This is a genomic window from Klebsiella grimontii (assembly GCF_900200035.1).
Lineage (GTDB): Bacteria > Pseudomonadota > Gammaproteobacteria > Enterobacterales > Enterobacteriaceae > Klebsiella > Klebsiella grimontii.
Genome location: NZ_FZTC01000020.1, coordinates 117,199 through 142,853, shown reverse-complemented (window position 1 = coordinate 142,853; position 25,655 = coordinate 117,199). Strand labels below are relative to the sequence as shown.

At 57.0% G+C, this 25,655-nt stretch carries 23 protein-coding genes; 11 read left to right on the top strand and 12 right to left on the bottom strand.

Annotation, left to right across the window (positions count from 1 at the left end):
- Window positions 1–4: 4 nt before the first annotated feature.
- The gene (gene rlmA / locus KOSB73_RS19370) at window positions 5–799 is read left to right on the top strand and encodes a 23S rRNA (guanine(745)-N(1))-methyltransferase (RefSeq protein WP_004132162.1); all 795 of its coding nucleotides are present in this window, start codon (window positions 5–7) and stop codon (window positions 797–799) included.
- A 3-nt stretch (window positions 800–802) separates the two neighbouring features.
- Here rlmA and mntP read toward each other — a convergent pair whose 3' ends face one another.
- From mntP to manX, 5 genes are all read right to left on the bottom strand, one after another.
- Entirely contained in the window at window positions 803–1,369 is a 567-nt protein-coding gene (gene mntP / locus KOSB73_RS19365) for a manganese efflux pump MntP (RefSeq protein ID WP_004121993.1), read from the bottom strand.
- 424 nt (window positions 1,370–1,793) lie between these two features.
- A complete protein-coding gene (locus KOSB73_RS19355) occupies window positions 1,794–2,252 on the bottom strand; it encodes a DUF986 family protein (protein WP_024357816.1) in 459 nt (152 codons plus the stop codon).
- 53 nt (window positions 2,253–2,305) lie between these two features.
- Window positions 2,306–3,157 (bottom strand): PTS mannose transporter subunit IID, encoded by an 852-nt coding sequence (locus KOSB73_RS19350; protein WP_004103307.1) that lies wholly within the window; start codon window positions 3,155–3,157, stop codon window positions 2,306–2,308.
- Window positions 3,158–3,169: 12 nt separating this feature from the next.
- On the bottom strand, window positions 3,170–3,970 hold the full coding sequence (gene manY, locus KOSB73_RS19345) for a PTS mannose transporter subunit IIC (RefSeq protein WP_004121991.1): 801 nt from the start codon (window positions 3,968–3,970) through the stop codon (window positions 3,170–3,172).
- A 60-nt stretch (window positions 3,971–4,030) separates the two neighbouring features.
- On the bottom strand, window positions 4,031–4,999 hold the full coding sequence (gene manX, locus KOSB73_RS19340; RefSeq protein WP_004138485.1) for a PTS mannose transporter subunit IIAB: 969 nt from the start codon (window positions 4,997–4,999) through the stop codon (window positions 4,031–4,033).
- Between the two features lie 446 nt (window positions 5,000–5,445).
- On the opposite strand from manX, the gene yoaE reads away from it, so the two are divergent.
- The gene (gene yoaE / locus KOSB73_RS19335; protein ID WP_049114332.1) at window positions 5,446–7,005 is read left to right on the top strand and encodes a CNNM family cation transport protein YoaE; all 1,560 of its coding nucleotides are present in this window, start codon (window positions 5,446–5,448) and stop codon (window positions 7,003–7,005) included.
- 36 nt (window positions 7,006–7,041) lie between these two features.
- On the opposite strand, the gene KOSB73_RS19330 is transcribed toward yoaE, so the two are convergent.
- The 4 genes from KOSB73_RS19330 to pabB form a co-directional block, all read right to left on the bottom strand.
- Window positions 7,042–8,607: an EAL domain-containing protein gene (locus KOSB73_RS19330; protein WP_024357818.1), complete on the bottom strand. Its 1,566-nt coding sequence runs from the start codon at window positions 8,605–8,607 to the stop codon at window positions 7,042–7,044.
- A 131-nt stretch (window positions 8,608–8,738) separates the two neighbouring features.
- On the bottom strand, window positions 8,739–10,103 hold the full coding sequence (gene sdaA, locus KOSB73_RS19325; protein WP_004138492.1) for an L-serine ammonia-lyase: 1,365 nt from the start codon (window positions 10,101–10,103) through the stop codon (window positions 8,739–8,741).
- Window positions 10,104–10,265: 162 nt separating this feature from the next.
- Window positions 10,266–10,844: a CoA pyrophosphatase gene (locus tag KOSB73_RS19320; RefSeq protein WP_004121986.1), complete on the bottom strand. Its 579-nt coding sequence runs from the start codon at window positions 10,842–10,844 to the stop codon at window positions 10,266–10,268.
- A gap of 3 nt (window positions 10,845–10,847) precedes the next feature.
- Window positions 10,848–12,203 (bottom strand): aminodeoxychorismate synthase component 1, encoded by a 1,356-nt coding sequence (pabB, locus tag KOSB73_RS19315; RefSeq protein WP_024357819.1) that lies wholly within the window; start codon window positions 12,201–12,203, stop codon window positions 10,848–10,850.
- Between the two features lie 90 nt (window positions 12,204–12,293).
- On the opposite strand from pabB, the gene KOSB73_RS19310 reads away from it, so the two are divergent.
- Window positions 12,294–12,473: a YoaH family protein gene (locus KOSB73_RS19310; RefSeq protein WP_004103292.1), complete on the top strand. Its 180-nt coding sequence runs from the start codon at window positions 12,294–12,296 to the stop codon at window positions 12,471–12,473.
- 1 nt (window position 12,474) lies between these two features.
- Here KOSB73_RS19310 and KOSB73_RS19305 read toward each other — a convergent pair whose 3' ends face one another.
- Both KOSB73_RS19305 and KOSB73_RS19300 read right to left on the bottom strand, forming a co-directional pair.
- Window positions 12,475–14,505, bottom strand: coding sequence for a heparinase II/III domain-containing protein (locus KOSB73_RS19305; RefSeq protein ID WP_098140853.1), 2,031 nt, complete (start codon window positions 14,503–14,505; stop codon window positions 12,475–12,477).
- Window positions 14,505–15,743 carry an alginate lyase family protein gene (locus tag KOSB73_RS19300; protein ID WP_098140851.1) on the bottom strand — a complete coding sequence of 413 codons (1,239 nt, stop codon included), beginning with the start codon at window positions 15,741–15,743 and terminating at the stop codon, window positions 14,505–14,507. The genes KOSB73_RS19305 and KOSB73_RS19300 overlap by 1 nt, the downstream gene beginning before the upstream one ends.
- A 525-nt stretch (window positions 15,744–16,268) precedes the next feature.
- Between KOSB73_RS19300 and KOSB73_RS19295 the strand changes: the two genes are divergently transcribed.
- From KOSB73_RS19295 to KOSB73_RS19275, 5 genes are read left to right on the top strand one after another with little or no spacing between them, the layout of a single operon-like run.
- Window positions 16,269–17,558: an ABC transporter substrate-binding protein gene (locus KOSB73_RS19295; protein WP_098140849.1), complete on the top strand. Its 1,290-nt coding sequence runs from the start codon at window positions 16,269–16,271 to the stop codon at window positions 17,556–17,558.
- Between the two features lie 11 nt (window positions 17,559–17,569).
- Window positions 17,570–18,511, top strand: coding sequence for a carbohydrate ABC transporter permease (locus KOSB73_RS19290; RefSeq protein WP_224232775.1), 942 nt, complete (start codon window positions 17,570–17,572; stop codon window positions 18,509–18,511).
- Between the two features lie 9 nt (window positions 18,512–18,520).
- Window positions 18,521–19,360 (top strand): carbohydrate ABC transporter permease, encoded by an 840-nt coding sequence (locus KOSB73_RS19285; protein WP_004121979.1) that lies wholly within the window; start codon window positions 18,521–18,523, stop codon window positions 19,358–19,360.
- Window positions 19,361–19,370: 10 nt separating this feature from the next.
- Window positions 19,371–20,465, top strand: coding sequence for an ABC transporter ATP-binding protein (locus KOSB73_RS19280; protein ID WP_004138500.1), 1,095 nt, complete (start codon window positions 19,371–19,373; stop codon window positions 20,463–20,465).
- Window positions 20,466–20,472: 7 nt separating this feature from the next.
- Window positions 20,473–21,612 (top strand): alginate lyase family protein, encoded by a 1,140-nt coding sequence (locus KOSB73_RS19275; protein WP_029669640.1) that lies wholly within the window; start codon window positions 20,473–20,475, stop codon window positions 21,610–21,612.
- A 164-nt stretch (window positions 21,613–21,776) separates the two neighbouring features.
- Here KOSB73_RS19275 and KOSB73_RS19270 read toward each other — a convergent pair whose 3' ends face one another.
- Window positions 21,777–22,121 carry a RidA family protein gene (locus KOSB73_RS19270; protein ID WP_004113724.1) on the bottom strand — a complete coding sequence of 115 codons (345 nt, stop codon included), beginning with the start codon at window positions 22,119–22,121 and terminating at the stop codon, window positions 21,777–21,779.
- A 132-nt stretch (window positions 22,122–22,253) separates the two neighbouring features.
- Between KOSB73_RS19270 and yoaA the strand changes: the two genes are divergently transcribed.
- The 3 genes from yoaA to KOSB73_RS19255 all read left to right on the top strand — a co-directional run bounded on the left by yoaA (window position 22,254) and on the right by KOSB73_RS19255 (window position 25,555).
- Window positions 22,254–24,164 (top strand): DNA repair helicase YoaA, encoded by a 1,911-nt coding sequence (gene yoaA / locus KOSB73_RS19265; protein ID WP_024357823.1) that lies wholly within the window; start codon window positions 22,254–22,256, stop codon window positions 24,162–24,164.
- A 67-nt stretch (window positions 24,165–24,231) separates the two neighbouring features.
- Window positions 24,232–24,927 (top strand): tRNA (adenosine(37)-N6)-threonylcarbamoyltransferase complex dimerization subunit type 1 TsaB, encoded by a 696-nt coding sequence (gene tsaB, locus KOSB73_RS19260; RefSeq protein ID WP_024357824.1) that lies wholly within the window; start codon window positions 24,232–24,234, stop codon window positions 24,925–24,927.
- 43 nt (window positions 24,928–24,970) lie between these two features.
- On the top strand, window positions 24,971–25,555 hold the full coding sequence (locus tag KOSB73_RS19255) for a Slp family lipoprotein (protein WP_024357825.1): 585 nt from the start codon (window positions 24,971–24,973) through the stop codon (window positions 25,553–25,555).
- The last annotated feature ends 100 nt before the right edge of the window (window positions 25,556–25,655 follow it).

Here is a 25,655-nt window from a genome sequence, read left to right as displayed (position 1 = left end):
TGTCATGTCTTACAGTTGCCCACTTTGCCACGCGCCGCTTGAGCGCCGCGATAATAGCTATATCTGCCCGCAGCGGCATCAGTTCGATCTGGCGAAGGAAGGGTACGTCAATTTGTTGCCGGTGCAGTTTAAGCGCTCCCGCGATCCGGGCGACAGCGCTGAAATGATGCAGGCTCGGCGTGCGTTCCTCGACGCGGGGCACTATCAGCCGCTTCGCGACGCTATCTGCGCTTATCTGCAAACCTTCGCGCCGACGGATTTACTGGATATTGGCTGCGGGGAAGGCTACTACACGCACGCTTTTGCCGCCATTGCGGCCCATAGCTGGGGCCTGGATGTGTCGAAATCGGCTATCCGCGCGGCGGCGAAACGTTATCCGCAGGTCAGCTTTTGCGTCGCTTCCAGCCAGCGTTTGCCGTTTGAGAATGCGAGCCTGGACGCGATAGTACGTATTTATGCTCCCTGCAATGCCCTTGAGCTGGCGCGCGTTGTCAGGCCCGGCGGCTGGGTTATCACCGCGACGCCGGGACCTCGCCACCTGATGGAGCTGAAAGGGTTGATCTACGACGACGTGCGTTTGCACGCGCAGAGCAGGGAAGAGATGGCAGGATTTACCTTACGTCACCAGCAGCAGCTGGCCTATCCGATGCAGCTTAACGGCAGCGAGGCGGAAGCTTTACTGCAAATGACGCCGTTTGCGTGGCGGGCGAAGCCGCCGGTGAGGGAGGCGCTGCGCCAGCAGGCGCTGTTTGACTGCCAGACCGATTTTGCTATTCACTGCTGGCAGCGCGATGCCTGAGGATTAGCCTGCGAAATGGCTCCAGAGGATCTGGGCGCCAATGCCGATCAGCACGATACCGCCAAGGATTTCCGCCCGTTTGCCGAGCAGCGGGCCGATAAAACGTCCTACCATTATGCCCAGCGTCGACATCATCAACGTGGCGCAGCCGATAGCCAGCGCGGTGGCGATAATATTGACCTGCAAAAACGCCAGGCCAACGCCGACGGCCATCGCATCCAGGCTGGTGGCGAAAGCGGTGGTGACCAGTAGCCAGAAACCGTGACGGCGCGGAGCTTCGCACTCATCGCTATCGCCGCCGCGTAACCCTTCGATAACCATTCGACCGCCGAGAAAAACCAGCAGCACAAAGGCAATCCAGTGGTTCCATTCGAGGACGAACTGGCTGGCGAGCATCCCCAAACCCCAGCCGACAAGCGGGGTGAGCGTTTCGATAGCGCCAAAGATCAGACCCGTCCGCAGGGCTTCAGAAAATTTAGGTTTATGGAGGGTCGCGCCTTTTCCAATAGAGGCCGCGAAGGCGTCCATGGACATGCCGAAGGCAAGAAGAATTGTAGCAGATACATTCATGAGAGCGTCCTGACCGGGGATAATCCATATGACACATCGCTGCCCCCAGTAAAAATACGCAGCTCGCCTGATGATAAAGCGCCGCGTACAGCAGTGATGCGTCTATGGTCTCGCCTGATTGAATACGTTCTGCTTCAACCCGCACGTGCCACGTTTTGCAACGAGTATGTTGACACGGACATTTTCTGCCAGGCAGAAAATTGGCTACTCCCCAACGACGGGCGCAACCTTAACATAATTTTAGAATATAAAACAATAACAGAAATCGGTTATTTTTCCAACCAAATGATAACGATTTTCATTTCAATCTATAGGTAAATGATTAGTTAATAAATATCGCTGAAGTTAACGCCGGGAATATAGCCGCGGCTATATTCCCGGCGCGGGGGGAATGGGTAAATATAGCGCAGGCTATATTCTTAAGCTATTGAGTGGAAACGAGAAGTTTGTATATCTTTTCCAGATCGTCGATATTTCGTACGCGAATAAGCAGGCGCCGTTGTTCTAATTGCATAACCAGTACGCCATCTTCCGATAAATTCATCTCTTTAATGCGCTGATATTCGATCCAGATATTGGCGAAAAAAAAGCCCTGCTGCTTGAAGATGATTTTGGGAGAGCGGATCCAGAACAGATATAGCCCCATTAAGGCCAGGGCAGATAATAACCAGGTGGTGATAAGTTCGCCGTGGTTAGCAATATTGTTATAAATCAGGATAGCAATGAGGCCGACGAAGATAATGCCATCGACGCGGTTGCGGCGGAGCAGGGGGATAGCCAGCAAAACGGGGCCATTACGGCGCGGCATGATGAACTGGTCGTAAACCGCAAACGCGAGCAAAACGAGAATAAACAGGATTAACACCAGGTCCGTGATTGTCATCCATCCTCCAAATAAAAAAGCCGGGGGCAAGCCCCCGGCGCACAACGTGTTGATTACTGGCCCAGCAGTCCGACAGCGTAACCGGCGATACCGATGACGAAGAAGCCCACGATGATCCACAGGGCGTTAACTTTCTTACGCAGCAGCCACATACAGGCGAAGGTCAGCAGCAGCGGCACCAGGCCCGGCATCAGCTGGTCAAGGATGGTCTGCACGGTGGTGACGCGAGTCTGGCCATCCTGACCGGTGATGGTGGAAACCACCAGCGGGATGTTCACGTGCGTCCACTTGTTAACCAGCGCCCCCATGACAAACAGGCCGAGAATTGACGCCCCCTCGGTCAGTTTCTGCAGGAAGCCGCCGCCCATATCTTTAACGATGTCGATACCTTTACGGTAACCGTAAGCGACGCCGTAATAACGGGTCAGCAGACGCACCGCGTTAAACAGGATAAAGAACAGCAGAGGGCCGAGCAGGCTGCCGCTCATGGCGATACCTGCGCCCAGCGCGGCGAATACCGGACGAACGGTACCCCAGAAGATCGGGTCGCCCACGCCGGCCAGCGGGCCCATCAGGCCAACTTTGATACCGTTGATGGCGCCATCGTCGATTTCTGCGCCGTTAGCACGCTGTTCTTCCATCGCCAGCGTTACGCCAAGTACCGGCGCCGCAACGTAGGGATGGGTGTTAAAGAACTCAAGGTGACGCTTAATCGCCTGTTTGCGCGCATCGTTGTTCTCCGGATACAGGCGACGAATAGCCGGTACCATGGAGAAGCAGAAGCCCAGCGCCTGCATACGTTCGAAGTTCCATGAACCCTGGAACAGGTTAGAACGAATGAACACGCCACGAATATCACTCTGAGTGAGTTTTTTCTCGGTGGTATTTTTAGTCATATCAACCATTTCGCTCACCTGTTAGTCCAGTTCGTTGTCGAGATCGTTATTACCAGCAGCCTGCGCAGGCGCACCCGCGACGCGGTTATATTTCGGGCTCAGCTGAATGTAGAGGACAGCCATTACCGTACCAATCACACCCAGAGCAACCAGGTTGAAATCGGTGAACGCGGCGGTAACAAAGCCCAGGTAGAAGAACGGCATCAGGTAGCCGGCGCGCATCATATTGATGACCATCGCGTAACCCACTACCACGATCATGCCGCCCGCGATGTTCAGACCGCCGGTAACCACTTCAGGAATGGCGTTCAGCAGACCCTGTACTTCGCTGGTACCGACGGAAATCGCCACGATAACCGCAGGAATAGCGATACGCATCGCCTGCAGGAACAGCGACGAAACGTGCAGCCAGGAGATGGCCGTCAGGTTGCCATTTTCCGCCGCTTTATCCGCAGCGTGCTGGAAGGCAACGGTAATGGTACGGACGATAATGGTCAGCACCTGGCCCGCTGCCGCCAGCGGAATTGCTAGCGCGATACCGGCACCGATGCTTTGGTGGCCCGCGATAACCAGAACGGTTGAGATGATGGATGCAAGCGCAGCATCAGGCGCAACGGCGGCGCCGATGTTCATCCACCCGAGGGCGATCATTTCCAGGGTACCACCGATGATAATACCGGTTTTCATATCCCCGAGAACGGCGCCAATCAGCGTACAGGCCACCAGAGGACGGTGGAACTGAAATTCATCAAGTACCGACTCCATACCCGCAATACACGCGACGATGAACACCAGCACAATCTGAAGAAGGGTAATCTCCATTGTACTTCTCCTGTTGATTAAGTCTTAAGTTGAAAATTGAGTTGCGATCCGCAGAGAGGCTTATTTCACCTTGCCGATCAGATCCATCATTTTCAGTTTCTGGTCGGTGGAAACTTTGCGGGCTTCCAGTTCGATACCGCGGGCGTTCAGCTTCTTGAACGCTTCAATATCTTTTTCATCGACCGAAATGGCGTTATTCACCTGCGTTTTGCCCTGACGGAAAGCCATGCCGCCGATGTTGACGCTGGTGATTTTCACACCGCCTTCAACAACACGTTCAACGTCCGTTGGGTTAGTGAACAGCAGCATAATGCGCTCGCCTGCGTATTTGGGGTTGTTATAGACGCGAATCATCTTCGCCACGTCTACTACGTGGGCGGTAACGCCCGGAGGAGCAACCTGGGTCAGCAGCGTTTTACGTACGGTATCCGCCGCCACTTCGTCGCTGACGACGATAATGCGCGAAACGTTAGTTTCTTTGGTCCAGCGAGTGGCGACCTGGCCGTGGATTAAACGGTCATCGATACGCGCCAGCCCAATAACCATGTAGTCGTTTGGACCCATTGGCTTCAATGGCGCTGCCGCTTTCGGCGCTGCAGCCTGAACCGGAGCAGGGGCGGCCTTTTCCACCGGCTTCGCTTTCAGTGCTTTCACGCCTTCACGACCGGTTTCCACCGCCAGGGCGACCAGTTCATCAAACGAGGGGTTGTCGTCGCGCGCCATCAACGTTTCGACCAGCATCGGGATATTGACGCCCGCGATGACTTCATAATGTTCTTTATCGACGACAATGCGGCTGGCCGCGTTAAACGGGCTGCCTCCCCATGTATCGACGAGAAATAACACGCCTTTAGCCGTATCCAGCTTTGCCAACTGGGCGTTGTACTTCTCAATCAACGTTTCTGCGTTTTCGCCAGGAACGAAATCGATCCAGCCAACGTTTTCCTGTTCGCCCAGCAGCATTTCTGCCGTTTTTAACAGCTGTTCTGCAGCCCAACCATGTGTGCCTATTACAATAGCAATCGTCACTTGCTACCTCCTTTATAATCGTGAATGCATCATCTGTTGTGATACATCCTGAATCACTCTTGCGAACAAAATCGATTCAGTAAGGGTGTAAGATATAAAGTAATTACTACAGCGAATTATTTTAGACAGTGAAAAAATAATTAATGTGATGAAGCTCCGCTAATTTTGCATCGGTTGGTAATTATTTTGCAGCGCAAAAAATAGTCTTAGCTATTGCAAAGACAGGTAAATTTTTTCCAATATTGCTCTATATTTTGCTATGTTTACGTTCCGTTTAATTACTCAGGAGTATAGGGCATAGCCCGCTATATGGACCGTCACCGACGTCATTTCACCTTCCGGCATGCGCGTGCCGCCGTCACCTGCTACGTCTTTTCACCAGCAACAAGTGTCTCGTCTGTGCATGACACAGCGATGACTATGCCTGTCGTTAACTGGAGCTGCTCATGGAATTCTTAATGGATCCCTCTATTTGGGCCGGTTTGCTGACGCTTGTCGTCCTTGAAATCGTACTGGGTATCGACAACCTGGTGTTTATCGCCATCCTTGCCGACAAGCTGCCGCCTAAGCAGCGCGATAAGGCGCGCCTGATCGGCCTTTCGCTGGCGCTGTTTATGCGTCTGGGGCTGCTGTCGGTCATTTCGTGGATGGTGACCCTGACGAAACCGCTTTTCAGCGTTGCCGATTTTTCGTTCTCCGGACGCGATCTTATTATGCTGCTCGGCGGGATATTCTTGTTGTTTAAGGCGACCACCGAACTGCATGAACGGCTGGAGAACCGCCAGCATGACTCCGGTCATGGTAAAGGATATGCCAGTTTCTGGGTGGTGGTACTGCAAATCGTCGTACTTGACGCCGTGTTCTCGCTGGATGCCGTGATTACTGCGGTCGGGATGGTTAACCACCTGCCGGTGATGATGGCGGCGGTGGTGATTGCGATGGCGGTGATGCTGCTGGCTTCGAAGCCGTTGACTAATTTCGTCAACCAGCATCCGACGGTGGTGGTGCTCTGCCTGAGCTTCCTGCTGATGATCGGCCTGAGCCTGGTGGCGGAAGGGTTTGGTTTCCATATACCGAAAGGTTACCTGTACGCCGCGATTGGCTTCTCGATAACCATCGAGTTCTTTAACCAGATTGCGCGCCGTAACTTTATTCGCCATCAATCGACCCTGCCTCTGCGCGCGCGTACTGCCGATGCGATCCTGCGCCTGATGGGCGGGCGTAAGCAGAGCGCCCCGGCGCACGATAGCGACAGCTCGTCCGTGGTGCCGATACCGGAAGGCGCGTTTGCGGAAGAAGAGCGCTATATGATTAATGGCGTACTGACCCTGGCCCAGCGTTCGTTGCGCAGTATTATGACCCCGCGCGGGGAAATTAGCTGGGTGAACGCCGAGCAAAGCGAAGATGAAATTCGCCGCCAACTGCTCTCTTCCCCGCACAGCCTGTTCCCGGTCTGTCGCGGCGAGCTGGATGAAATCATCGGTATCGTGCGGGCGAAAGAGATGCTGGTGGCGCTGGAAGCGGGTGACAACGTGGCCGCGCTGGCTTCCGCCTCTCCGGCGATTGTGGTCCCGGAAACGCTGGACCCGATCAACCTGCTCGGCGTGCTGCGCCGCGCCCGCGGTAGCTTTGTCATCGTGACTAACGAGTTTGGCGTCGTACAGGGGCTGGTTACGCCGCTGGACGTACTGGAGGCGATTGCCGGTGAGTTCCCGGATGCTGACGAAACGCCGGAAATTGTCATCGATGGCGACGGCTGGCTGGTGAAAGGTTCAACCGACGTGCATGCGTTGCAGCAGGCGTTGGGCGTAGACGATCTGGTCGATGAGGATGAAGATATCGCCACCGTTGCCGGCCTGGTGATTGCCGTCAACGGCCATATTCCGCGCCCTGGCGACGTGCTTGAGCTGTCGCCTCTGCAGTTCACCATCATTGAAGCCAACGACTATCGCGTCGACCTGGTGCGCGTCGTCAAGCTGCGTCAGTACAACGACGAAGAAGAGTAACGTTGATGCCCGTCGGCCTCAGGCCGGCGGGCATTTTTAGGCGTTCATTTCCCGACGCTTTTCCGCCGCCAGCCACTGCGGAAAGTCCTCTACCGGCATTGGCCGGGCGTAATAAAACCCCTGCAATAAATCGACGCCGTTGCCGCGCAGATACGCTTCCTGATCCTGGGTCTCGACGCCTTCCGCGACCGTCACAATTTTCAGCCGATGGGCGAGAGCAATGATCATATCGGTCACCGTCGCGTTAACGCTATCAATCCCAATGGCGCTGGTAAACGATTTATCAATTTTCAGGACATCAGGGCGCAGCTTTTCCAGCCACGAAAGGGAGCTGTTGCCGGTGCCGAAATCATCGATAGCCAGCTGGACCCCTTTGAAATGAAGATGCTCGGCCATATGGTGGTCGCCATCCTGCAGGACGTCACGCTCGGTGAGCTCAACGACCAGCTGCTGAATGGGATGGGCGCTAAACCAGTAGTGATGCAGATCGCGCAGCAGCTCGCCGTTGGCGAAATGGCGGGCGGCGACGTTAATGCTGATGTGAAAATGTTTGTCCTGCGGAAAGCAGGCTAATTTGTGGGCCGTCTGGGAGATCACATAGCGGGTGAGGGGGACGATCAGGTTATATCCTTCGGCTATTGGAATAAACACGTCCGGCGAGATTTCGCCTCTGCGCGGGTTATTCCAGCGCAGTAGTATCTCAACGCCGCAGCACTGCCGAGTGCGCAAGTTCTGCAGGGGCTGGCACCAGAGGGCGAACTCGTGCGCGGCAATACCGAGATTAATTTCGCGGGAAAAGCTCATTCTTCCGGCGGTCGCCAGCCAGGCGATGCCGGTCATTAACAGGCTGATTACCAGCGCCAGCGGAAGCTCGGCCGGCAGTTCGTTAAGGGCGACCGCCGAGGCTCCTGGCCCGCTGACGCTAATGGTAAAGGGGAACTCGGTCGACGGCTGGCGGTAGATGATTTGCTCGCCCGGCAGGGCTTCCTGTTTACTCAGCCCCGAACCGCTAATAAAGCTTCTTTCGCCGACGTTAAGGCCAATTCCGCTGATTAGCGCTGATTTTGCGTTGAAAATTAACTCGCCCAGCAGCTCGATATTGATCACCAGCAGCACGCCGTCGGCGCCGCTAAGCGAAGCGGGATACCACTGGATAAGCACCGGCGTTCCTTTGAGCAGCGAGGCGTCGTAGCTGAAGGTGAGCAGGGGGTGATGGGTGGGTAATGCCGGCTGTAGCTGGTGTATCGGAATGTTGCGTTGGCCAAAAATACTCGAGCAGTACAGCAGGTTCGACTGGACCAGCGCGATGGAGCGCACCGTTTGCAGCGACGCCGCCAGCTTACGTAACGTGAGGTGCACGTCCTGACAGGGCTTATTGACAAGATGCAGTAGCGCGACGTGCTGGGCCGCCAGAGGCCGCAGAATATTATCCATCGCGGCCACCATCTTGTTGGTGCTCATCTGGACGCGTTGCTGATTTAAGCTACGCTGTGAAATAAATCGTATTACTAAGGTTGTTGTCAGCGTCAGTAGCGCGACCAGCAGGCAAACCAGAATGCGTTTCCGGCGATACGTTGTGATGACTTTTTGTGCAGTCTGCATGCGCGACGCCCTGTCGGCTAAAAGTGTTAATGAGAGTAACAGCCGTTATAGAGCAAGTGTAGTGGGCGCAGATAATAATATAGAGCGGAAAAAGAAGAATGCGCCCTTGGGCGCATTCTGTTGAGCAATGATTAGTCGCACTGAACTTTGATAGCCAGGCCGCCGCGCGACGTTTCCCGGTATTTGGCGTTCATGTCTTTACCGGTTTCATACATGGTCTCAATGACCTTATCCAGCGAGACGCGCGGCTCGCTGGTGCGGCGCATTGCCATCCGGCTGGCGTTAATCGCTTTGACGGAGGCAATCGCGTTGCGTTCAATGCACGGAACCTGTACCTGTCCGGCCACCGGGTCGCAGGTCAGTCCCAGGTTATGTTCCATGCCGATTTCCGCCGCCACGCAGACCTGCTCCGGGCTGGCGCCAAGGATTTCAGCCAGGCCCGCGGCCGCCATCGAGCAGGCCACGCCCACTTCGCCCTGACAGCCCACTTCCGCGCCGGAAATGGAGGCGTTCATTTTGTACAGCGTGCCGATAGCCCCTGACGCCAGGAAATAACGAATATAGATATCCGGACTGACGGGCTCGATAAAGTGGTCATAGTAGGCCAGCACCGCCGGAACGATGCCGCAGGCGCCGTTGGTCGGGGCCGTTACCACCCGGCCACCGGCGGCGTTTTCTTCGTTGACCGCCAGCGCAAACATATTGACCCAGTCCACCACGTTCATCGGGTCGTTAGAGAGCTTATCGCTGGCAACCAGCATCCGTCGCAGCGCCGAGGCGCGACGAGGAACGCGCAGCGGACCGGGCAGGACGCCTTCGGTATTCATCCCGCGATCGATACAGGCGCGCATGGTCTGCCAGATATTGGCGAAATAGTCTTCAATCTCTTTTTTGCTGTGCAGCGCCAGCTCATTCTGCATCACCATGCCGGAGAGCGACATGCCGGTCTGTTTGCAGTAGCCCAGCATCTCCTGAGCGGATTTAAACGGATACGGAACGGCGAGTTCGCTGGCGCTCTCTTTGCCGAAATGTTCTTCATCGACGATAAAACCGCCGCCGATGGAATAATACGTTTTACTGTAGATCTCTTTCTCGCCAGACCAGGCGTGAATGGTCATGCCGTTTTCATGCAGCGGCAGGTTGTCGCTACGAAAACGCATGCCGTCATTTTTCGGGAAGTCGACTTCATGCTGCCCCTGGGCCAGCAGCAGGCGTCCGCGCTCTTCAACGTCGCGGATAAACGCCGGAATCGCGTCGATATCGACCGTATCGGGCTGATTGCCCGCCAGACCCATAATAATGGCGATATCCGTGTGGTGGCCTTTGCCGGTTAATGACAGTGAGCCGTAGACGTCGACCGCCAGGCGAGTCACTTCATTAAGCAATCCCTTTTCGACCAGGTCATCGACGAACTGTTTACCGGCCTTCATCGGGCCTACAGTATGGGAAGATGAGGGACCGATCCCCACCTTAAACATGTCGAATATACTAATCACGCTAACACTCCTGACAGGGTTGCCGCGGGTGCGGCAACGATGTAATAACTGCGCATAGTGTAAGAGGGAACCGGGCCATCAGCTTAAGTATTCACATGAATTAAACTAATGAGTAACCATGGATTTACTAATGCTGAGAACGCCGTCTCAGTTTTAGTATAGCTAAGGGCGGGAGCCTATCTGTAGCGCCAGTTCACGGATAATGCCGGCGGTCATTCCCCAGACAAAATAATGCTGATACCAGGATAGCCAGACGCGATGCGAATTGCCGCGGCGATGGATATCCAGCGGGTGATAGCGCCCCAGGCGCAGCGCTTCGGCCAGCGGCATTTCGAAGACCGCGGCGACTTCATCCTGGCTGGCGTGATAGTGCAGGTCAGGCGGAATAATGCCCACCACCGGGGTGACCTGAAAACCGGTTACGCTATCGACCGGCGGCAGAACGCCGATCACCTCGACCGACTCCGGCGGGATCGCCACCTCTTCGTGGGCCTCGCGCAGCGCGGCGGCGATCAGGGTCGCATCGCTGTTATCCACCGCGCCGCCGGGGAAGGCGACCTGGCCCGCGTGCTTGCGCATCAGCGGCGAACGCTGGGTCAGCAGCAGCCCCGGCTGCGGGCGGCGCACAATCGGTACCAGCACCGCAGCCTGACGCTGGTTGAGCGCGTGGCGCGTCGGCTGCGGGCGCAGAAGCTGAAAACGCGAAAGGAAATCGTCAAGTTCGAGGGCGCTGTCCGCCATGTGCTAGCTCTCCAGTTGATGCAGGATACGATTAACTTTATCAAAAGTTTCCTGATATTCCGCCGCCTCTTCGCTATCGGCCACAATTCCGCCGCCGGCGGAGCAGTAGATCCGCCCCCGGCAGGCCGTCAGCGTACGGATGGTAATGCTGGTATCCATATTGCCGCAGAAGCTGAGATATCCGATGCTGCCGCACCACGCGTTGCGCCGCTGCGGCTCCAGTTCATCGATGATCTCCATCGCTCTGACCTTCGGCGCGCCGGTGATTGAGCCGCCGGGAAAGGCCGCGCGCAGCAGGTCGGCGGCGTGCAGATGCGCGGGCAGTCTGGCGGTCACGGTGCTCACCAGATGATGCACGGCGGGGAAGGGCTCCACCACAAACAGCTCAGGAACGCGAACGCTACCGGGGACAGCAACCCGGCCAATATCGTTACGCATTAAATCGACGATCATCAGGTTTTCGGCGCGGTCTTTTGCTGAGTTCGCCAGCTTTTGCGCCTGCAGCGCGTCCTGCTCAGGATCGGCCAGCCTGGGCAACGTCCCCTTGATGGGCCGGGTCTGAATTTCGCCTTGCCGGAGCTGAATAAAACGCTCGGGCGACAGGCTTAATATGGCGCCCTCCTGGAGGCGAATAAAGGCGCTGAACGGCGCGCGATTAACACGGTTTAGCTGACGGAAGGCCAGCCACTCATCCCCGCGATAGCTCGCCGTAAACCGCTGCGCCAGGTTAACCTGATAGCAGTCGCCGCTGTGCAGATAAGCCTGAACCTGGCGAAACTTTTCGCCATACTCCGCGCGGCTCATATTTGAGCGCCACCCTGAGGTGAGGGCAAAGGGGGCCGCGGCAGGCTCGGCCTGCGCTTCCAGCCACGCCAGCCGCGCCTGCGGATCGCCATAGCTGAATAACGACACTTCCCGGCGCTGATGATCGACGATTAACGCCCAATCATAAATGCCTACCGCCATATCCGGCAGATCGATATCCGCCTCGGCCTGCGCCGGCAGATTTTCAAAGCGACGACCCAGATCGTAGCCGAACAGCCCCAGCGCCCCGCCGAGAAACGGCAGCTGCGGATGAGCCTGCGGCTGCAGGTTAAAGCGCGCCAGCTGTTGATGCACGAGAGTGAGCGGATCGGCGGCAGAGGTTGAGACGGTTTCCCCATCGTTTATGACGGTCATATTGCCGCGAGTCACCAGCGTTGCGCGCGGCTGGGCGACAACAATGTCAAAACGATTATGCGGATGTTCGGCAAAACCCGAGTGCAGCAGCATCGCCCAAGGCTGTGAACTTAATGGGCTAAAATAGTCTTCAGCGGCATCCGGACGCCAGGGCAGGGAAAGCATAGCGGGGGACAACATGGTCTTCTTTAATCCTGATCGTGACCGCCCGCTGGTATACGAGAGGACGGCGTGAAATAATTACGCCCCACAATGTAGCAGGAGTAAGTGATGTTTGCAGGTTTACCTTCGCTGAGCCACGAGCAACAGCAAAAAGCAGTGGAACGAATTCAGGAGCTGATGTCGCAGGGCATGAGCAGCGGCCAGGCCATCGCTTTGGTGGCGGATGAACTGCGCGCCTCGCATACCGGAGATCGGATTGTGGCGCGCTTTGAGGATGAAGACGAGTAAATTACTCTGCGTACTGAGGTGAGACGCCGCTTTCCGCGAGCGGAAGGATCGCATCAGGTCGTTTCCCTGGCTCGTCGTACAACGTCACGTGCGTCACGCGATCGCCGCGCCAGAAGGTAATTTGCGTACCGACTGGCGTATGGTGCACGTTCACTTCCGTCAGCGGCGCGCTGTTTGCCAGATCCCACAGACACACAAAACGCGCCTGCGGCAGGTGATTGCGTATGACCAGATAGCTAAGATTGCGAATCGCCGGGTTATCGGGCGCCAGCCCTTGCCAGAGTTCACCATCACCGGACAGCCAGAGCGCAACGGTATCGCCGCCGCGCGCAAAGTGGCGCGGCTGACAGCCGTTCAGCGGCGTCACGGTTGCTTCGGTCATTCGCCGCAGCGGGCCGCTGAGCGAAAAGGGCCGGGCCGTGCCGCTCTGGTCCAGCGCCTGTGCCGCCAGATGCAGCGTCCAGTCGAGCTGCTGGCGATGCGGGTTCTCCACGGAGGACAGATCGATCAGCACATCTTCAAGCCACAGCAGGCGACGGCGGAAGCGCACGTCCCGCCAGGCCGTAGCGTCCCATTCGACGCGGCTATGGCTGTTGAGCTCCGGCGGCGGTTTGCCCCAATCAACCTCGCTATCCAGCCACAGAAAGTCGTCATCCATATGCCGGCCCAGCACCTGCGGATTGGCCGGAGGCTGGTTGCTCTGATTAACGCAAAGCGTATTGTGGGTGGCGCTGTTTTTGTAGTAGTCGTAGTGCATTTTCGCGCCGTAGCCGGTGGTGCCCATATCCGTGAGCAGCCAGCCGTCGCGATGCCAGAGCATCAGCCCCAGCCGGTCGTAATGGTCGTGTTCGCCGCCCCAGGGACTGTGCTTAATCAGCAGCGCCTGCTGCGGCCGTCGCCATAGCGTCAGACCCGCGCCCGGCGCAAACAGCGACTGCTGCGGGATGAGCGCTAGGGGGGATTCCGGCAGAGACCGTTCGCGCCATAGCAGGGTTTCACGCTCATCGGGCGCCGTTTCGGTAAACTGCAGGACCGCGGCGTACTGCGGGTCACGCCAGATAAACCAGGCGAACTCGTACAGATCCCGGTGATGGAGCTTTTCCTGCCCGGCGAGGCAGTCATTAAGGCGGGGGAAAGTGCCGTCCGGCAGCAGCAGCGCCAGCGGGAACTTCAGCATCGCCTGATACCAGGGGCCGTCCAGCAGGCTCCAGCGGGTGCCGCGCGCCAGCTTCTCGAAGGCGAAAAAGCCCTGCAGCGCATAATAGTGGTAGTGAATCGAACCTTCGAACCAAAGCCCTTCCGCCAGCAGGCCGTTTTCCAGCTGCCAGCGCAGGCCGTACGGCTGGTTAACGGCAAACTCCAGCAGCGCTTCATCTTCGAGGACGAAACCCAGTACGCCAAGCGCCGCGCTGATTTTGACTTCATGGTTGTGAATCTGCGGACTACGATGGTCGCGCAAAAACGTGGCCGCACAGCGCAGCAGGTTTTCACTGATGTGCCGCTGCTCGCCGGGGGGCAGGCTGTCGCGAATAAAGTCATAACCCAGCGCCATTTCCAGAATGCAGTTGGCTTCGCACAGCGTCTGGGCGTTCATCTTTCCCGGCCCGTTGTTGGGAATATCGCCGTGAATCGCATAGCCGGGATAGACATCCGCGTAACCCATCAGCAGCGTGCGAACTTTATCGCGATACGCCGTTTCGTCGGTCAGCCGCCATAGCAGGCCAAGCTGCTGACAGGCGCTGGCGTTTCGGCCATTCATCTCGCGCCACCAGGCGCCGTCCCACGGTTCGCCGCTAAATATTTCCCCATCGACCGGGCAGGCATGCTGGTAGGGCGTATCCGCCCGCCACGTCAGGCGTACGCCGTGGCGCGGACAAAAGTAATAGAGATTCCAGCTGGCGATGCCTGACTGCGGAATGCGAACCGCTGCCTGAAGTACCGGCTGCGCATCCTTCACCAGCCGTTCAAGCAGTCCGCTATTCGCGGCTGCGCGTCCGACAATGTCGGGCCAGAGCCCAGAAAATTGTTTCATTAGCGGTTATCCCTGACCTCTGACGATGCGGAAAGCGGGGCGATAAGCGTCGTGATATCGTCGGGATATTTCGCCCGCAGCCACTGCGCTTTGTCACGGAACAGCGGATCTTCCGGCCAGGCGTGTGCGGCGGTGGCGATATTGCGCAGCGCTTTCTTGTCATCCATTTTATCGATATCTTTCCATGGCCATGGCGTATCGCTGTTAATAAACCCGGCGATGTACTGATAGCCCTGGCGCAGGCTATGACCGTCGAGGGTGAAGTTCCAGATATCGACGCCCGCCTTCTCGCCCAGTCGCCCGAGGCGGTTGTAGGCTTCGAGGTTGAAATTGCTGTAGTGCCACGGACGCGTGCGCTCCAGCTCGGCCATCTGGCGGCCTTCAATATCAAATTGTCCCGCAATACGCCGCAGCTGGGTGATGTACAGGCGCTTTTTCGCCTCGTCGATTTTACCGCTGAACAGCGCGAAGGCGGCGGCCTGCATATCAAAATAGCTGCCGTGATTGTTATGCCAGTTCTCTTCTTCAAAGCCGTTCTGGCTGGTGGTCATCCAGTGGTAATAGTCGCCAAACCACTGCCTTAATGCGCTAACGTCGTTATCGCTCAGCGCAGCTGAGGATTGCAGCAGGGCGATCGCGTCAACGACATCAACCAGCGCGCGGCTATCAATAATGCCGATACCGCGTCCGGTATTAATGCCGGGAATGGCCTGGGCATGCTGCAGGTTGGGGGTCATTCGCGTTTTGGGATCGAGGAACCAGGTCTTTAACTGCGCAGCCGCTTTTTGCGCGTAGCGATCGTCGTGAGAGAAGTACCACGCCAGCGCCAGCGTTGACACGTCGTTACTCATTTTCACCAGCCGGTTTTTATCGGTGGCGTCACTATTGGCGTCAGGGTTGGTTTGCCCATCTTTGCGGATATAGGGAAGCCCGTCCTGGGTATCAGGGTTTGGCCACCAGTAAGGCGGAAAGCTGTAGTAGTCGTGCTTATTGCCGCTGGCGGCGACCAGCGTTTTATCCATCACCGAGAACAGCGGATGATTGAGCGCCAGATCGGCTTTCTTTAGCAGCGCCGCTTGCGCCTGAACAAATAGCGGATCTTTCGCGGCGATCTGCTGGCGGCTAAAGGCTAAATCCTTTCCGTCTAGCGTGTACGGCTCAGCGGCATACGAGGCGGCGCTCAGGCCGGAACAAAACAGCGCAATGCATAACAAACCTCGGCGAGGTATTGAGTTCATCGTGATAACCCTTCTGCAAATATGAGAAAAGATAACAACAGAATTATACCTGACGCGTATTTAAAGGACGCGAAAAACAGGCGGTGTAATTAAAAACAATATATTTAAATATTCGATGGCGAGCAGTGTAAAAGACAAAGTGATTTTTTTTGTGACGTCCTTCAAGTTTAACGACCTGGATAAATAATGACGCTATTAATGCAGTGTACATCACGTATTTTGCCGTTTTTCTCTATTTTTTGAATCTTTTAACAAAATTAGTAAATTTATAATATATTGATTTTAAATGTTATTTGTTTTTCGTCACTTTTCTTGTCACTTTTTGGTGTGATCTATCTCAATTTTCTGGTTTTTGAAACGCAATTTCTTTTTTGCATGGTTGTATTGGGAAATACATTTCTATCTAATGAATGGAAATATTTCTTGCGTCAGCTGTATTAACGCCTGAGCGATATTCACATTTCTTTTTATGTATTAATTGAGAATTTAATTACCTTGGTGCCCTACAATAAAGGATATGCCATCATGTCTGCCAATAAATTACGTTCATTGTTACTTCTTACCGCGCTCGGGCTCGGCGTTAGCCAAAGCTACGCCGCGACTACCCTCAACGTCTGGATCCGCGCCAGCAATGACTCGAAGAATATCTACAAACAAGAGGCGGAAAAGTTTGAAGAAAAAACCGGTATCAAAATTGAGTATTTCAACGCCACCACCGACTTTGAACAGCGGCTGGCGCGCGCCACGGCGGGCAACGCCTTACCCGATCTGATTTTTAACGATGCGGCGTCGCTGGGGCAGTTTATCCAGTTGGGTATTGCCGAAGAAATTGACCCGCAGGCGATCGCGGGCGGCGACCAGCTATTCCAGACGGCATGGAAGAGCACCCGCTATATCGACGGTAAATACTATGGCGTACCGACCTCCGCGCAAACTTTCGCCCTGTTTGTGCGCAAAGACTGGCGGGAAAAACTGGGGCTGCCGCAGCCGAAGAGCTGGGATGATATTCAGGCCCTGGCAAAAGCCTTCACCACCCAGGATCCCGATGGCAACGGCAAAAATGATACCTACGGATTTATCGTTCCCGCCTCCACGACGCGCGGCTACGCCAGCTGGTTTATGAGTAGCTTTATCTGGCAGGCGGGCGGCGATTTCGTTAAAGAAGAGAGCGGAAAATTCAGCGCTTCGCTCAATACGCCGGAAGTGGCTCAGGCGATGACCTTTATGCGCGCCATGATGTGCGACAAAGTCACGCAGCCGGGGGCGATTAACGCCACCACCGCCGACGTTATTCCCTCCTTCCGTTCCGGGCAAAGCGGCATGTTCTTCAGCGGCCCGTACCATATCGCGCTGTTCGATAAAGACCCGGGTAAAGACAACTTTGAAGTGATTCCGGTGGTGGGGCCTAAAGGTGAGGCCACCCTCGCCGAGGGCACCACGGTCTTTATGATGAAGAGCAGTGTGCAGAAAGAGGCGGCGCGTCAATTTATCGAATTTATGATTTCCCCGGAAGGTCATGAAATCGGCATGGGTAAAGGCAGCCAGCATATACCGGTGGTGCGCCTGCCGGTGAATAAGAACGTCGACGTCAAAGCCGTTTATCAGGACGCGCGCTGGGAGACTTTCGCCCGACTTTACAATGAACAGGGGCGCTACGTGCCGCAAATTCCCAACTGGACGCCGGTGCGTCAGGTGGCAGCCGAAGGCTTTAACCGCATTTTTGCCGACTGCAGCAGCGATATTCCCGGCGAGCTGAAGACGCTCGACGGCAAGGTGAACGCTGAGCTGAAAAAACAAAATGTGCTGGCTAACTGAGGACATAGGTTATGACGCTGCATGAGACGAAGTCCTCGCCGATAAAGCAGGCCGCTTCGCCTGACTCGGCCGGATGGCTGAGCGCAAAGCGTAAGCGGGCGCTGATCCCGTGGCTGTTTTTAGCGCCTGCGCTAATTATTTTCAGCTGGTTTAAGTTTATCCCCATGATTCAGGGTCTGGTGATGAGCTTTTACAAGGTCAACTTTAATCAGCCCAACGAGTGGGTAGGGCTGGATAACTTCACCCGCGCTTTTGCCGACGCCGAGCTGCACGCGGCGGTGGTGAACACGCTGCTGTACGTGGTGGTAACGATGTTCGCCGCGGCTATCCTGGCCTTCTTTCTCGCCATGCTGCTGGAAGGTCCGGCGCGCCATCTGCGTTTTATTCGCACCGCCATCTTTTTACCCGCGGTCACCAGCGCGGCGATCGTCGCCGAAATGTGGCGAATTTTATTCAACCCAACGCCCAACGGCGTGGTTAACCACATCCTGAGCTGGTTTGGCGTCGCCGACCAGGGCTTTCTTGCCAGCTCCGATCAGGCGCTGGGGGTCATCATGCTGCTGCATATCTGGAAGGCGGTGCCTTACAACATGGTGATTTTTATTGCCGGCCTGGCGGGGATCAGCCGCGATTTATACGATGCGGCGAACGTTGACGGCGCCAACTGGTGGAACCGCCTGCGCTACGTCACGCTGCCTGGCATGATCCCGGCGCTCTCGGTGGTGCTGATGCTCTCCTTCATTCGTGGTTTTCGCGTGTTTGCCGAGGTGTATGCCACCACCGGCGGGGGGCCGTCTAACGCCACGGAAATGGTCATGACCCACATCTATAAATTGGGTTTTGAGCAGTTTGACTATGGCTACGCTTCGGCGGTGTCGTTTCTGCTGTTCACCTTCACGGTTTTGTTAACCATTTGTCATCTGACGCTGAAAAAACGTATCGCCCGTTACTAAGGAGCCGCGATGTTAAGTAAACGTTGGGATACAGCAGGACGCTGGTGCATCTACGCGCTGCTGCTGATTGTCTTTGTCGGTCCGTTCTGGGGCATCGTCGCCACGGCATTCAGCGGTGCGCCGGTGAAACCGGGCGAACTGCTGGCCTGGCCGAATCAGTTCTCATTTGAAAACTTCATCTTTGCGTGGATGGATATTGGCGTCTGGCAGTATCTGCTGAACTCCATTCTGGTGGTGTTCTTCGGCACCGTTCTGCAGGTGTCGGTCAGCGCGCTGGCGGCCTATGCGCTGGCGCGGAAGAAGTTTCGCGGCGTGGCGCTGGTGAGCCTGGTGATTTTGTCCACCATGATGCTGCCGGAAGAGGTCATCGCCATTCCGCTGTACATGATTATTAACTGGCGACTGCCGTTTATCGATGCCTCGCTCTACAACAGCTATCTCGGAATGATTTTGCCGGTCGTCGGCTGGGCGTTCTCCATCTTTGTGCTGACCGAATTTATGTCGGCGATTCCGAAAGAGCTGGAAGAGGCGGCGCGAATTGACGGCGCCAACGAATGGCAGATCTTCTTCCACGTGATCCTGCCGCTGGTGAAACCGGCGCTCGGTACGGTAGTGACGTTCGGCTTCATTATGATTTGGGATCAGTACCTGCTGCCGCTGATTGTGGTGAATCAGGACAGCCTGAATACCATTCCGGTGATCCTCGGCACGCTGCGTACCGATGAGAGCATCACGCCGAACATTTTTATCGCCATTACGCTGCTGGCGATGCTGCCCAGCATCATCGTCTATCTGGGTCTGCAAAAACATTTCAATCGCGGGATTATGTCCGGCGCGGTCAAAGGATAAGGAGTTACCAATGGGATCTGTTGTACTGAATAGCGTGCGTAAATCGTATGGTGACGCGCACGTGATTAAAGACGTGTCGTTGACTATCCCGGACGGTGAATTCTGCGTCCTTGTGGGCCCCAGCGGCTGCGGCAAGTCCACGCTGCTGCGCATGATTGCCGGGCTGGAGGAGATTTCCGGTGGCGAGGTGCATATCAACGAACGCAACGTCACCGAGGTAGAACCGAAGCTGCGCGATATCGCGATGGTGTTCCAGAGCTACGCGCTCTACCCGCAGATGACGGTGCGTGAAAATATGGGCTTTGCCCTAAAGATGGCTAAACTGCCGAAAGCGGAGATCAATCAGAAGGTCAATGAAGCGGCGGCGCTACTGGGGTTGGAGCCGCTGCTGGAACGCCTGCCCAAAGATCTCTCCGGCGGCCAGCGCCAGCGCGTGGCGATGGGGCGGGCGATCGTGCGTAAGCCGCAAGTATTCTTATTCGATGAACCGCTCTCCAACCTTGACGCCAAGCTGCGAACCCAGGTGCGCGGCGAGATCCGCGAACTGCATCGTCGGCTGAAAACCACCTCGGTATACGTCACCCACGATCAGATTGAGGCCATGACCATGGGACAGATGATCGTCGTCCTGCGCGATGGGCGAATTGAACAGGCGGGTACCCCGCTGGAGCTGTACGACCGGCCGGCGAATCTGTTCGTGGCCGGATTTATCGGTTCGCCGGAAATTAACCAGCTTCCCGGCGAGGTTGTGCTGAACGGCAACGCGACCAGCCTGCGTCTGAAAGATGGCTCGCTGCTGGCGTTGCCCGCGGGGTTACGGGTGACCGACGGCCAGCAGGTGGTGTACGCCATTCGCCCCGAGCAGGTCAACGTGGTCCATGAAGCGCGCGACGATGCGCTGGCGGCGAAGGTGACGGCGGTGGAGAACACAGGCTCGGATATGCAGCTCTTCTGCGATACCGGCGGCGGGGCGTTTACATCGGTGTTCAAACAGCGTCTGGCAGTAAAAGAGGGGGATAAGATCTGGCTACAGCCGAAACTCTCGGGCGTGCACCTCTTTGATGCGCAAAGCGGTCAACGCATAGCGTGCCGGGAGGAAGTTTAAGGTGGCGATGAAGCTGTACACCCTTGATGAAACCTGCCTGGAAAACGCCCGGGCGGGCTTAAAACAGCCGTTCTCGCCGCTGCAGCTGGCGCTGAGCAAGCTGGTGTCAGAGGCCGACATTCTGCGCCGCGAAGCGCCGGAAAGCGTGGTGCACAAAAAACTGCGCCCGGCGAGCGGCGATGCGCACGATTACTACAGTCTGGGGACCTACTGGTGGCCAAACCCGCGGCGTCCCAACGGGCTGCCCTACATTCGCCGCGATGGGCATATCAACCCGCAGTGTGAAAATAACGATACCGACACCTCGCGCATTATCCGCATGTGCGAACGCTGTCTGACACTGGGACTGGCGTGGTACTTCACCGGCCAGCGCCAGTACGCGCAGGCGGCGGCCGTGCAGATCCGCTGCTGGTTCCTCGATGCCGACACGCGAATGAATCCGCATCTGAACTATGGCCAGGCGATCCCGGGGATTGTTTCCGGCCGCGGCACAGGGCTGATTGACACCCGCTTAATGTGGATGGTGGTGGATACCATCGGCTTGGTGAGTGCGGCGAACGTGCTGGATACCGACGATATTATCGGCCTGCACCAGTGGTTCCGCGATTTTAACCACTGGATGTACTACAGCGAAATTGGCCACTCAGAGTACGTCTGGCACAACAACCACGGCACCTGGTACGACGCCCAGCGGACGGTTAACGCGCTGTTCTATGGCGATAAAGGGCTGGCGGCGCGGATCATCGAGCAGGGGATCACCCAGCGGATGGCGGCGCAGATTGACCAGGATGGCAAGCAGACCATGGAGCTCGAACGTACCATCCCTTTCCACTACTCGCTGTTTAACCTGGAAGCGCATCTGCTGCTCAACCGCTATGCCGAGCACGTCGAGTTTGACCGCTGGAACGCCATCCGCGATGGGCGAGGCGTGAAGCAGGGGATTGATTACCTGGTGCCGTTTATTCGGGAACCGGATCTCTGGCCCTATAGCGACCTGCAGGGGATTGTGTGGGATAGCGCGCTGCGCGTGCTGCTGCAGTCTGTGCGGGGGTATGCAAAACAAGCCGGCAGCTATCGTGAAGCGCTGAAATGCGTGCCGCAGGAGACGCTGCAGCTGAAGGAACAGCTCATGTGGTGCCCGGGCTGATACAACAATGCTTCTTGCCTCCCGACGGCGTTGCGCCTGGCCGGACTGGCTGATATGTAGTCCGGATAAGGCGTTTACGCCGCTATCCGGGGAATGCGCCGGGATTGAGGCTTTGTCTTCCCGGGCAGCGCTACGCTTGCCCGGGCTATGGGGCCACGGCTGTCTTACACTGCGGCGATGATTTTAATCTCGACTTTGTATTTCGGATTCATCAGCTTCGCCTGTACCGTACAGCGTACCGGGGCATGACCGGCGACGACCCATGCATCCCAGGCCTGGTTCATCGCTGCAAAATCTGCGCCGTCGGCAAGGAAAATCGTCGCATCCAGAATACGCGACTTGCTGCTGCCCTGTTTCTCCAGCACCGCGTCAATCTGCGCCAGGGTATCGGCGGTTTGCGCGCAGGCGTCGGCATCCAGGTTGGACGGCACGCCGGTGTAGTACAGCGTCTGGTTGTGAATCACCACATCAGACCAGCGGGCTTCGGCATCAATACGCGTAATGGTCATGTTTATTTCCTCTTTGCTCCGGTTCATTAAGCTGCGGCAAGACTGCCACAATGTTGCACCTGCGTCACTACCCGCACTGGCGAAAACCCCTCCACCCTGACATAATCACTGTCCAAATAACCAGGGGGTAATGTGATCGACGATTTTGCAGCAGACGGCCAGCTGGCCAGCGCGATTGCGGGATTTAAACCACGCGAGCCGCAGCGCCAGATGGCTTTCGCCGTCGCCAGCGCGATTGAAGAAACCCGTCCGCTGGTGGTTGAAGCGGGTACCGGGACCGGGAAAACCTACGCTTATCTGGCGCCTGCGCTGCGCGCCAACAAAAAAGTCATTATCTCCACCGGCTCGAAAGCGCTACAGGATCAGCTCTACAGTCGCGATTTGCCTACCGTCGCCAAAGCGCTGAAGTACACCGGTAAGCTGGCCCTGCTGAAAGGGCGGTCGAACTACCTGTGCCTTGAGCGTCTGGAGCAGCAGGCCCTTGCCGGGGGAGACCTGCCGGTACAAACCCTCAGCGACGTTATTCTGCTGCGTTCATGGTCTAATCAAACCGTCGATGGCGATATCAGCACCTGCGTTAGCGTCGCCGAAGATTCCCAGGCCTGGCCGCTGGTCACCAGCACCAACGACAACTGCCTCGGCAGCGACTGCCCGTTATATAAAGACTGTTTTGTGGTGAAGGCGCGGAAAAAGGCGATGGATGCCGACGTGGTCGTCGTCAACCATCATCTGTTCCTCGCCGATATGGTGGTCAAAGAGAGCGGCTTTGCCGAGCTGATCCCCGAAGCGGAAGTGATGATCTTCGACGAAGCGCATCAGCTACCGGACATCGCCAGCCAGTACTTTGGACAATCGCTCTCCAGCCGCCAGCTGCTGGACCTGGCAAAAGACATTACTATTGCTTATCGTACCGAGCTCAAAGACACTCAGCAGCTGCAGAAGTGCGCCGACCGGCTGGCCCAGAGCGCGCAGGATTTTCGCCTGCAGCTGGGGGAACCGGGCTATCGCGGGAACCTGCGAGAGCTGCTGGCTGACCACAACATTCAGCGCGCGCTGCTGCTGCTTGATGATGCGCTCGAACTCTGTTACGACGTGGCAAAGCTGTCGCTGGGCCGCTCGGCGCTGCTTGATGCCGCCTTTGAGCGGGCAACCCTTTATCGTGGCCGCCTGAAGCGGCTGAAAGAGACCAGCCAGCCGGGATTTAGCTATTGGTATGAGTGTACTTCCCGCACCTTCACCCTGGCGCTGACCCCGCTGACGGTGGCGGATAAATTTAAAGAGGTGATGGCGCAAAAATCGGGGAGCTGGATCTTTACCTCGGCCACGCTCTCGGTCAATGACGATTTACATCATTTCACCGATCGCCTGGGCATCGGTGAAGCGCAAACGCTGCTGCTGCCCAGCCCCTTTGATTACGCCCATCAGGCGCTGCTGTGCGTGCCGCGTAATTTGCCGTTACCCAACCAGCCCGGCGCGGCGCGGCATCTGGCGGCGATGCTCAAACCGCTGATTGAGGCTAACGACGGGCGCTGCTTTATGCTGTGCACTTCCCACGCCATGATGCGCGATCTGGCGGAGCAGTTCCGCGCCACCATGACCCTGCCGGTGTTGCTGCAGGGGGAAACCAGTAAAGGCCAGCTTTTACAGCAGTTCGTCAGCGCCGGGAATGCGCTGCTGGTGGCGACCAGCAGCTTCTGGGAAGGCGTGGACGTGCGCGGCGATGCCCTCTCGCTGGTGATTATCGACAAACTGCCGTTCACCTCGCCGGACGATCCGCTACTCAAAGCGCGGATGGAAGATTGCCGTCTGCGCGGCGGCGATCCCTTTGATGAGGTGCAGCTGCCGGACGCGGTGATTACTCTTAAACAGGGCGTGGGGCGTCTGATCCGCGATGTTACCGATCGTGGGGTACTGGTTATCTGCGACAACCGTTTGGTGATGCGTCCCTACGGCGCGACCTTCCTCGCCAGCCTGCCGCCCGCGCCGCGCACGCGCGACATCCGCCGGGCGGTACGCTTTCTTGCGGTGCCGCCGGCGAGGTAATCCGGCGCAAAATGTGGTAAGCTGCGCGCCATTTTGTCAATCTGCTAGAGCGAGAGCGCGACAACCCATGCGAATTTTAGCTATCGATACCGCCACGGAGGCCTGCTCCGCGGCGCTGTGGAATGATGGCACCCTCAGTGCTCATTTTGAAATCTGCCCCCGTGAACATACCCAACGTATCCTGCCCCTGGTGCAGGAGGTCCTCAATGAGAGTGGCACGCAATTAACCGACCTTGACGCGCTGGCCTTTGGCCGCGGGCCGGGGAGCTTCACCGGCGTGCGTATCGGTATTGGTATCGCCCAAGGGCTGGCGCTGGGGGCCGAGCTGCCGATGATCGGTGTGTCCACGTTGGCAACCATGGCGCAGGGCGCGTGGCGCAAAACCGGCGCAACCCGCGTGCTGGCGGCCATCGACGCCAGAATGGGCGAGGTCTACTGGGCGGAATATCAGCGCGATGAGCAGGGCGTCTGGCACGGCGAAGAGAGCGAGGCGGTGCTGAAGCCGGAAGCGGTTCGCGAGCGGCTTCAGCGGCTGGAAGGCGAGTGGGCCACCGTTGGCACCGGCTGGCAGGCGTGGCCCGATCTGGCTAACGGCTGTGGTTTAACGCTCGTCGATGGCGACATTCAGCTGCCTGAAGCGCAGGATATGCTGCCGCTGGCCTGCTATCTGCTGACGGCGGGAAAAACCGTGGCCGTCGAACACGCTGAACCGGTTTATTTACGTAATGAAGTGGCGTGGAAGAAACTTCCTGGCCGCGAGTGAATCTCAGTAACTATATGTCTGAGAAGAACGAAGGAGTCGCGTCATGGCGGGTCAAAAAAGGGTAGTGCGTTGGTTAGTCGCGGCGGCAGTCGTTGCTGCGCTGAGCGGGTGCGCTTCGGTGCCGGATGCCATAAAGGGCACCACCCCGACGCCGCAGCAGGATCTAGTCCGGGTAATGAACGCGCCGCAGCTGTATGTCGGTCAGGAAGCGCGTTTTGGCGGCAAGGTGGTTAGCGTACAGAACCAGCAGGGTAAAACCCGCCTGGAAATTGCCACCGTTCCGCTCGACGGCGCCGCGCGTCCGGCGCTGGGCGAACCGTCGCGCGGGCGTATTTTTGCCGACGTAAACGGCTTTATCGACCCGGTGGATTTTCGCGGGCAGCTGGTCACCGTGGTTGGCCCGATCGTCGGCGTCGTCGACGGCAAAGTGGGGAATACGCCGTATAAATTCATGTTGATGAATGCCATCGGCTACAAGCGCTGGAACGTTGTGCAGCAGGTGGTGATGCCCCCGCAGCCAATGATGGACCCGTGGATGTTCGGCCCGCGCCCGTGGGGCTACGGTTACGGCGGCTGGGGCTGGTATAACCCGGGCCCTGCCGAAGTCAGAAACGTCGTAACTGAATGATTTTGTAGCTATTGTAAGCAAAAAGAAACAGCGGCTGGTCCGCTGTTTCTTCGTTTTCAGTCAAATAAGAAAAATAAATAGTGACGCGCTTCGCAACCTG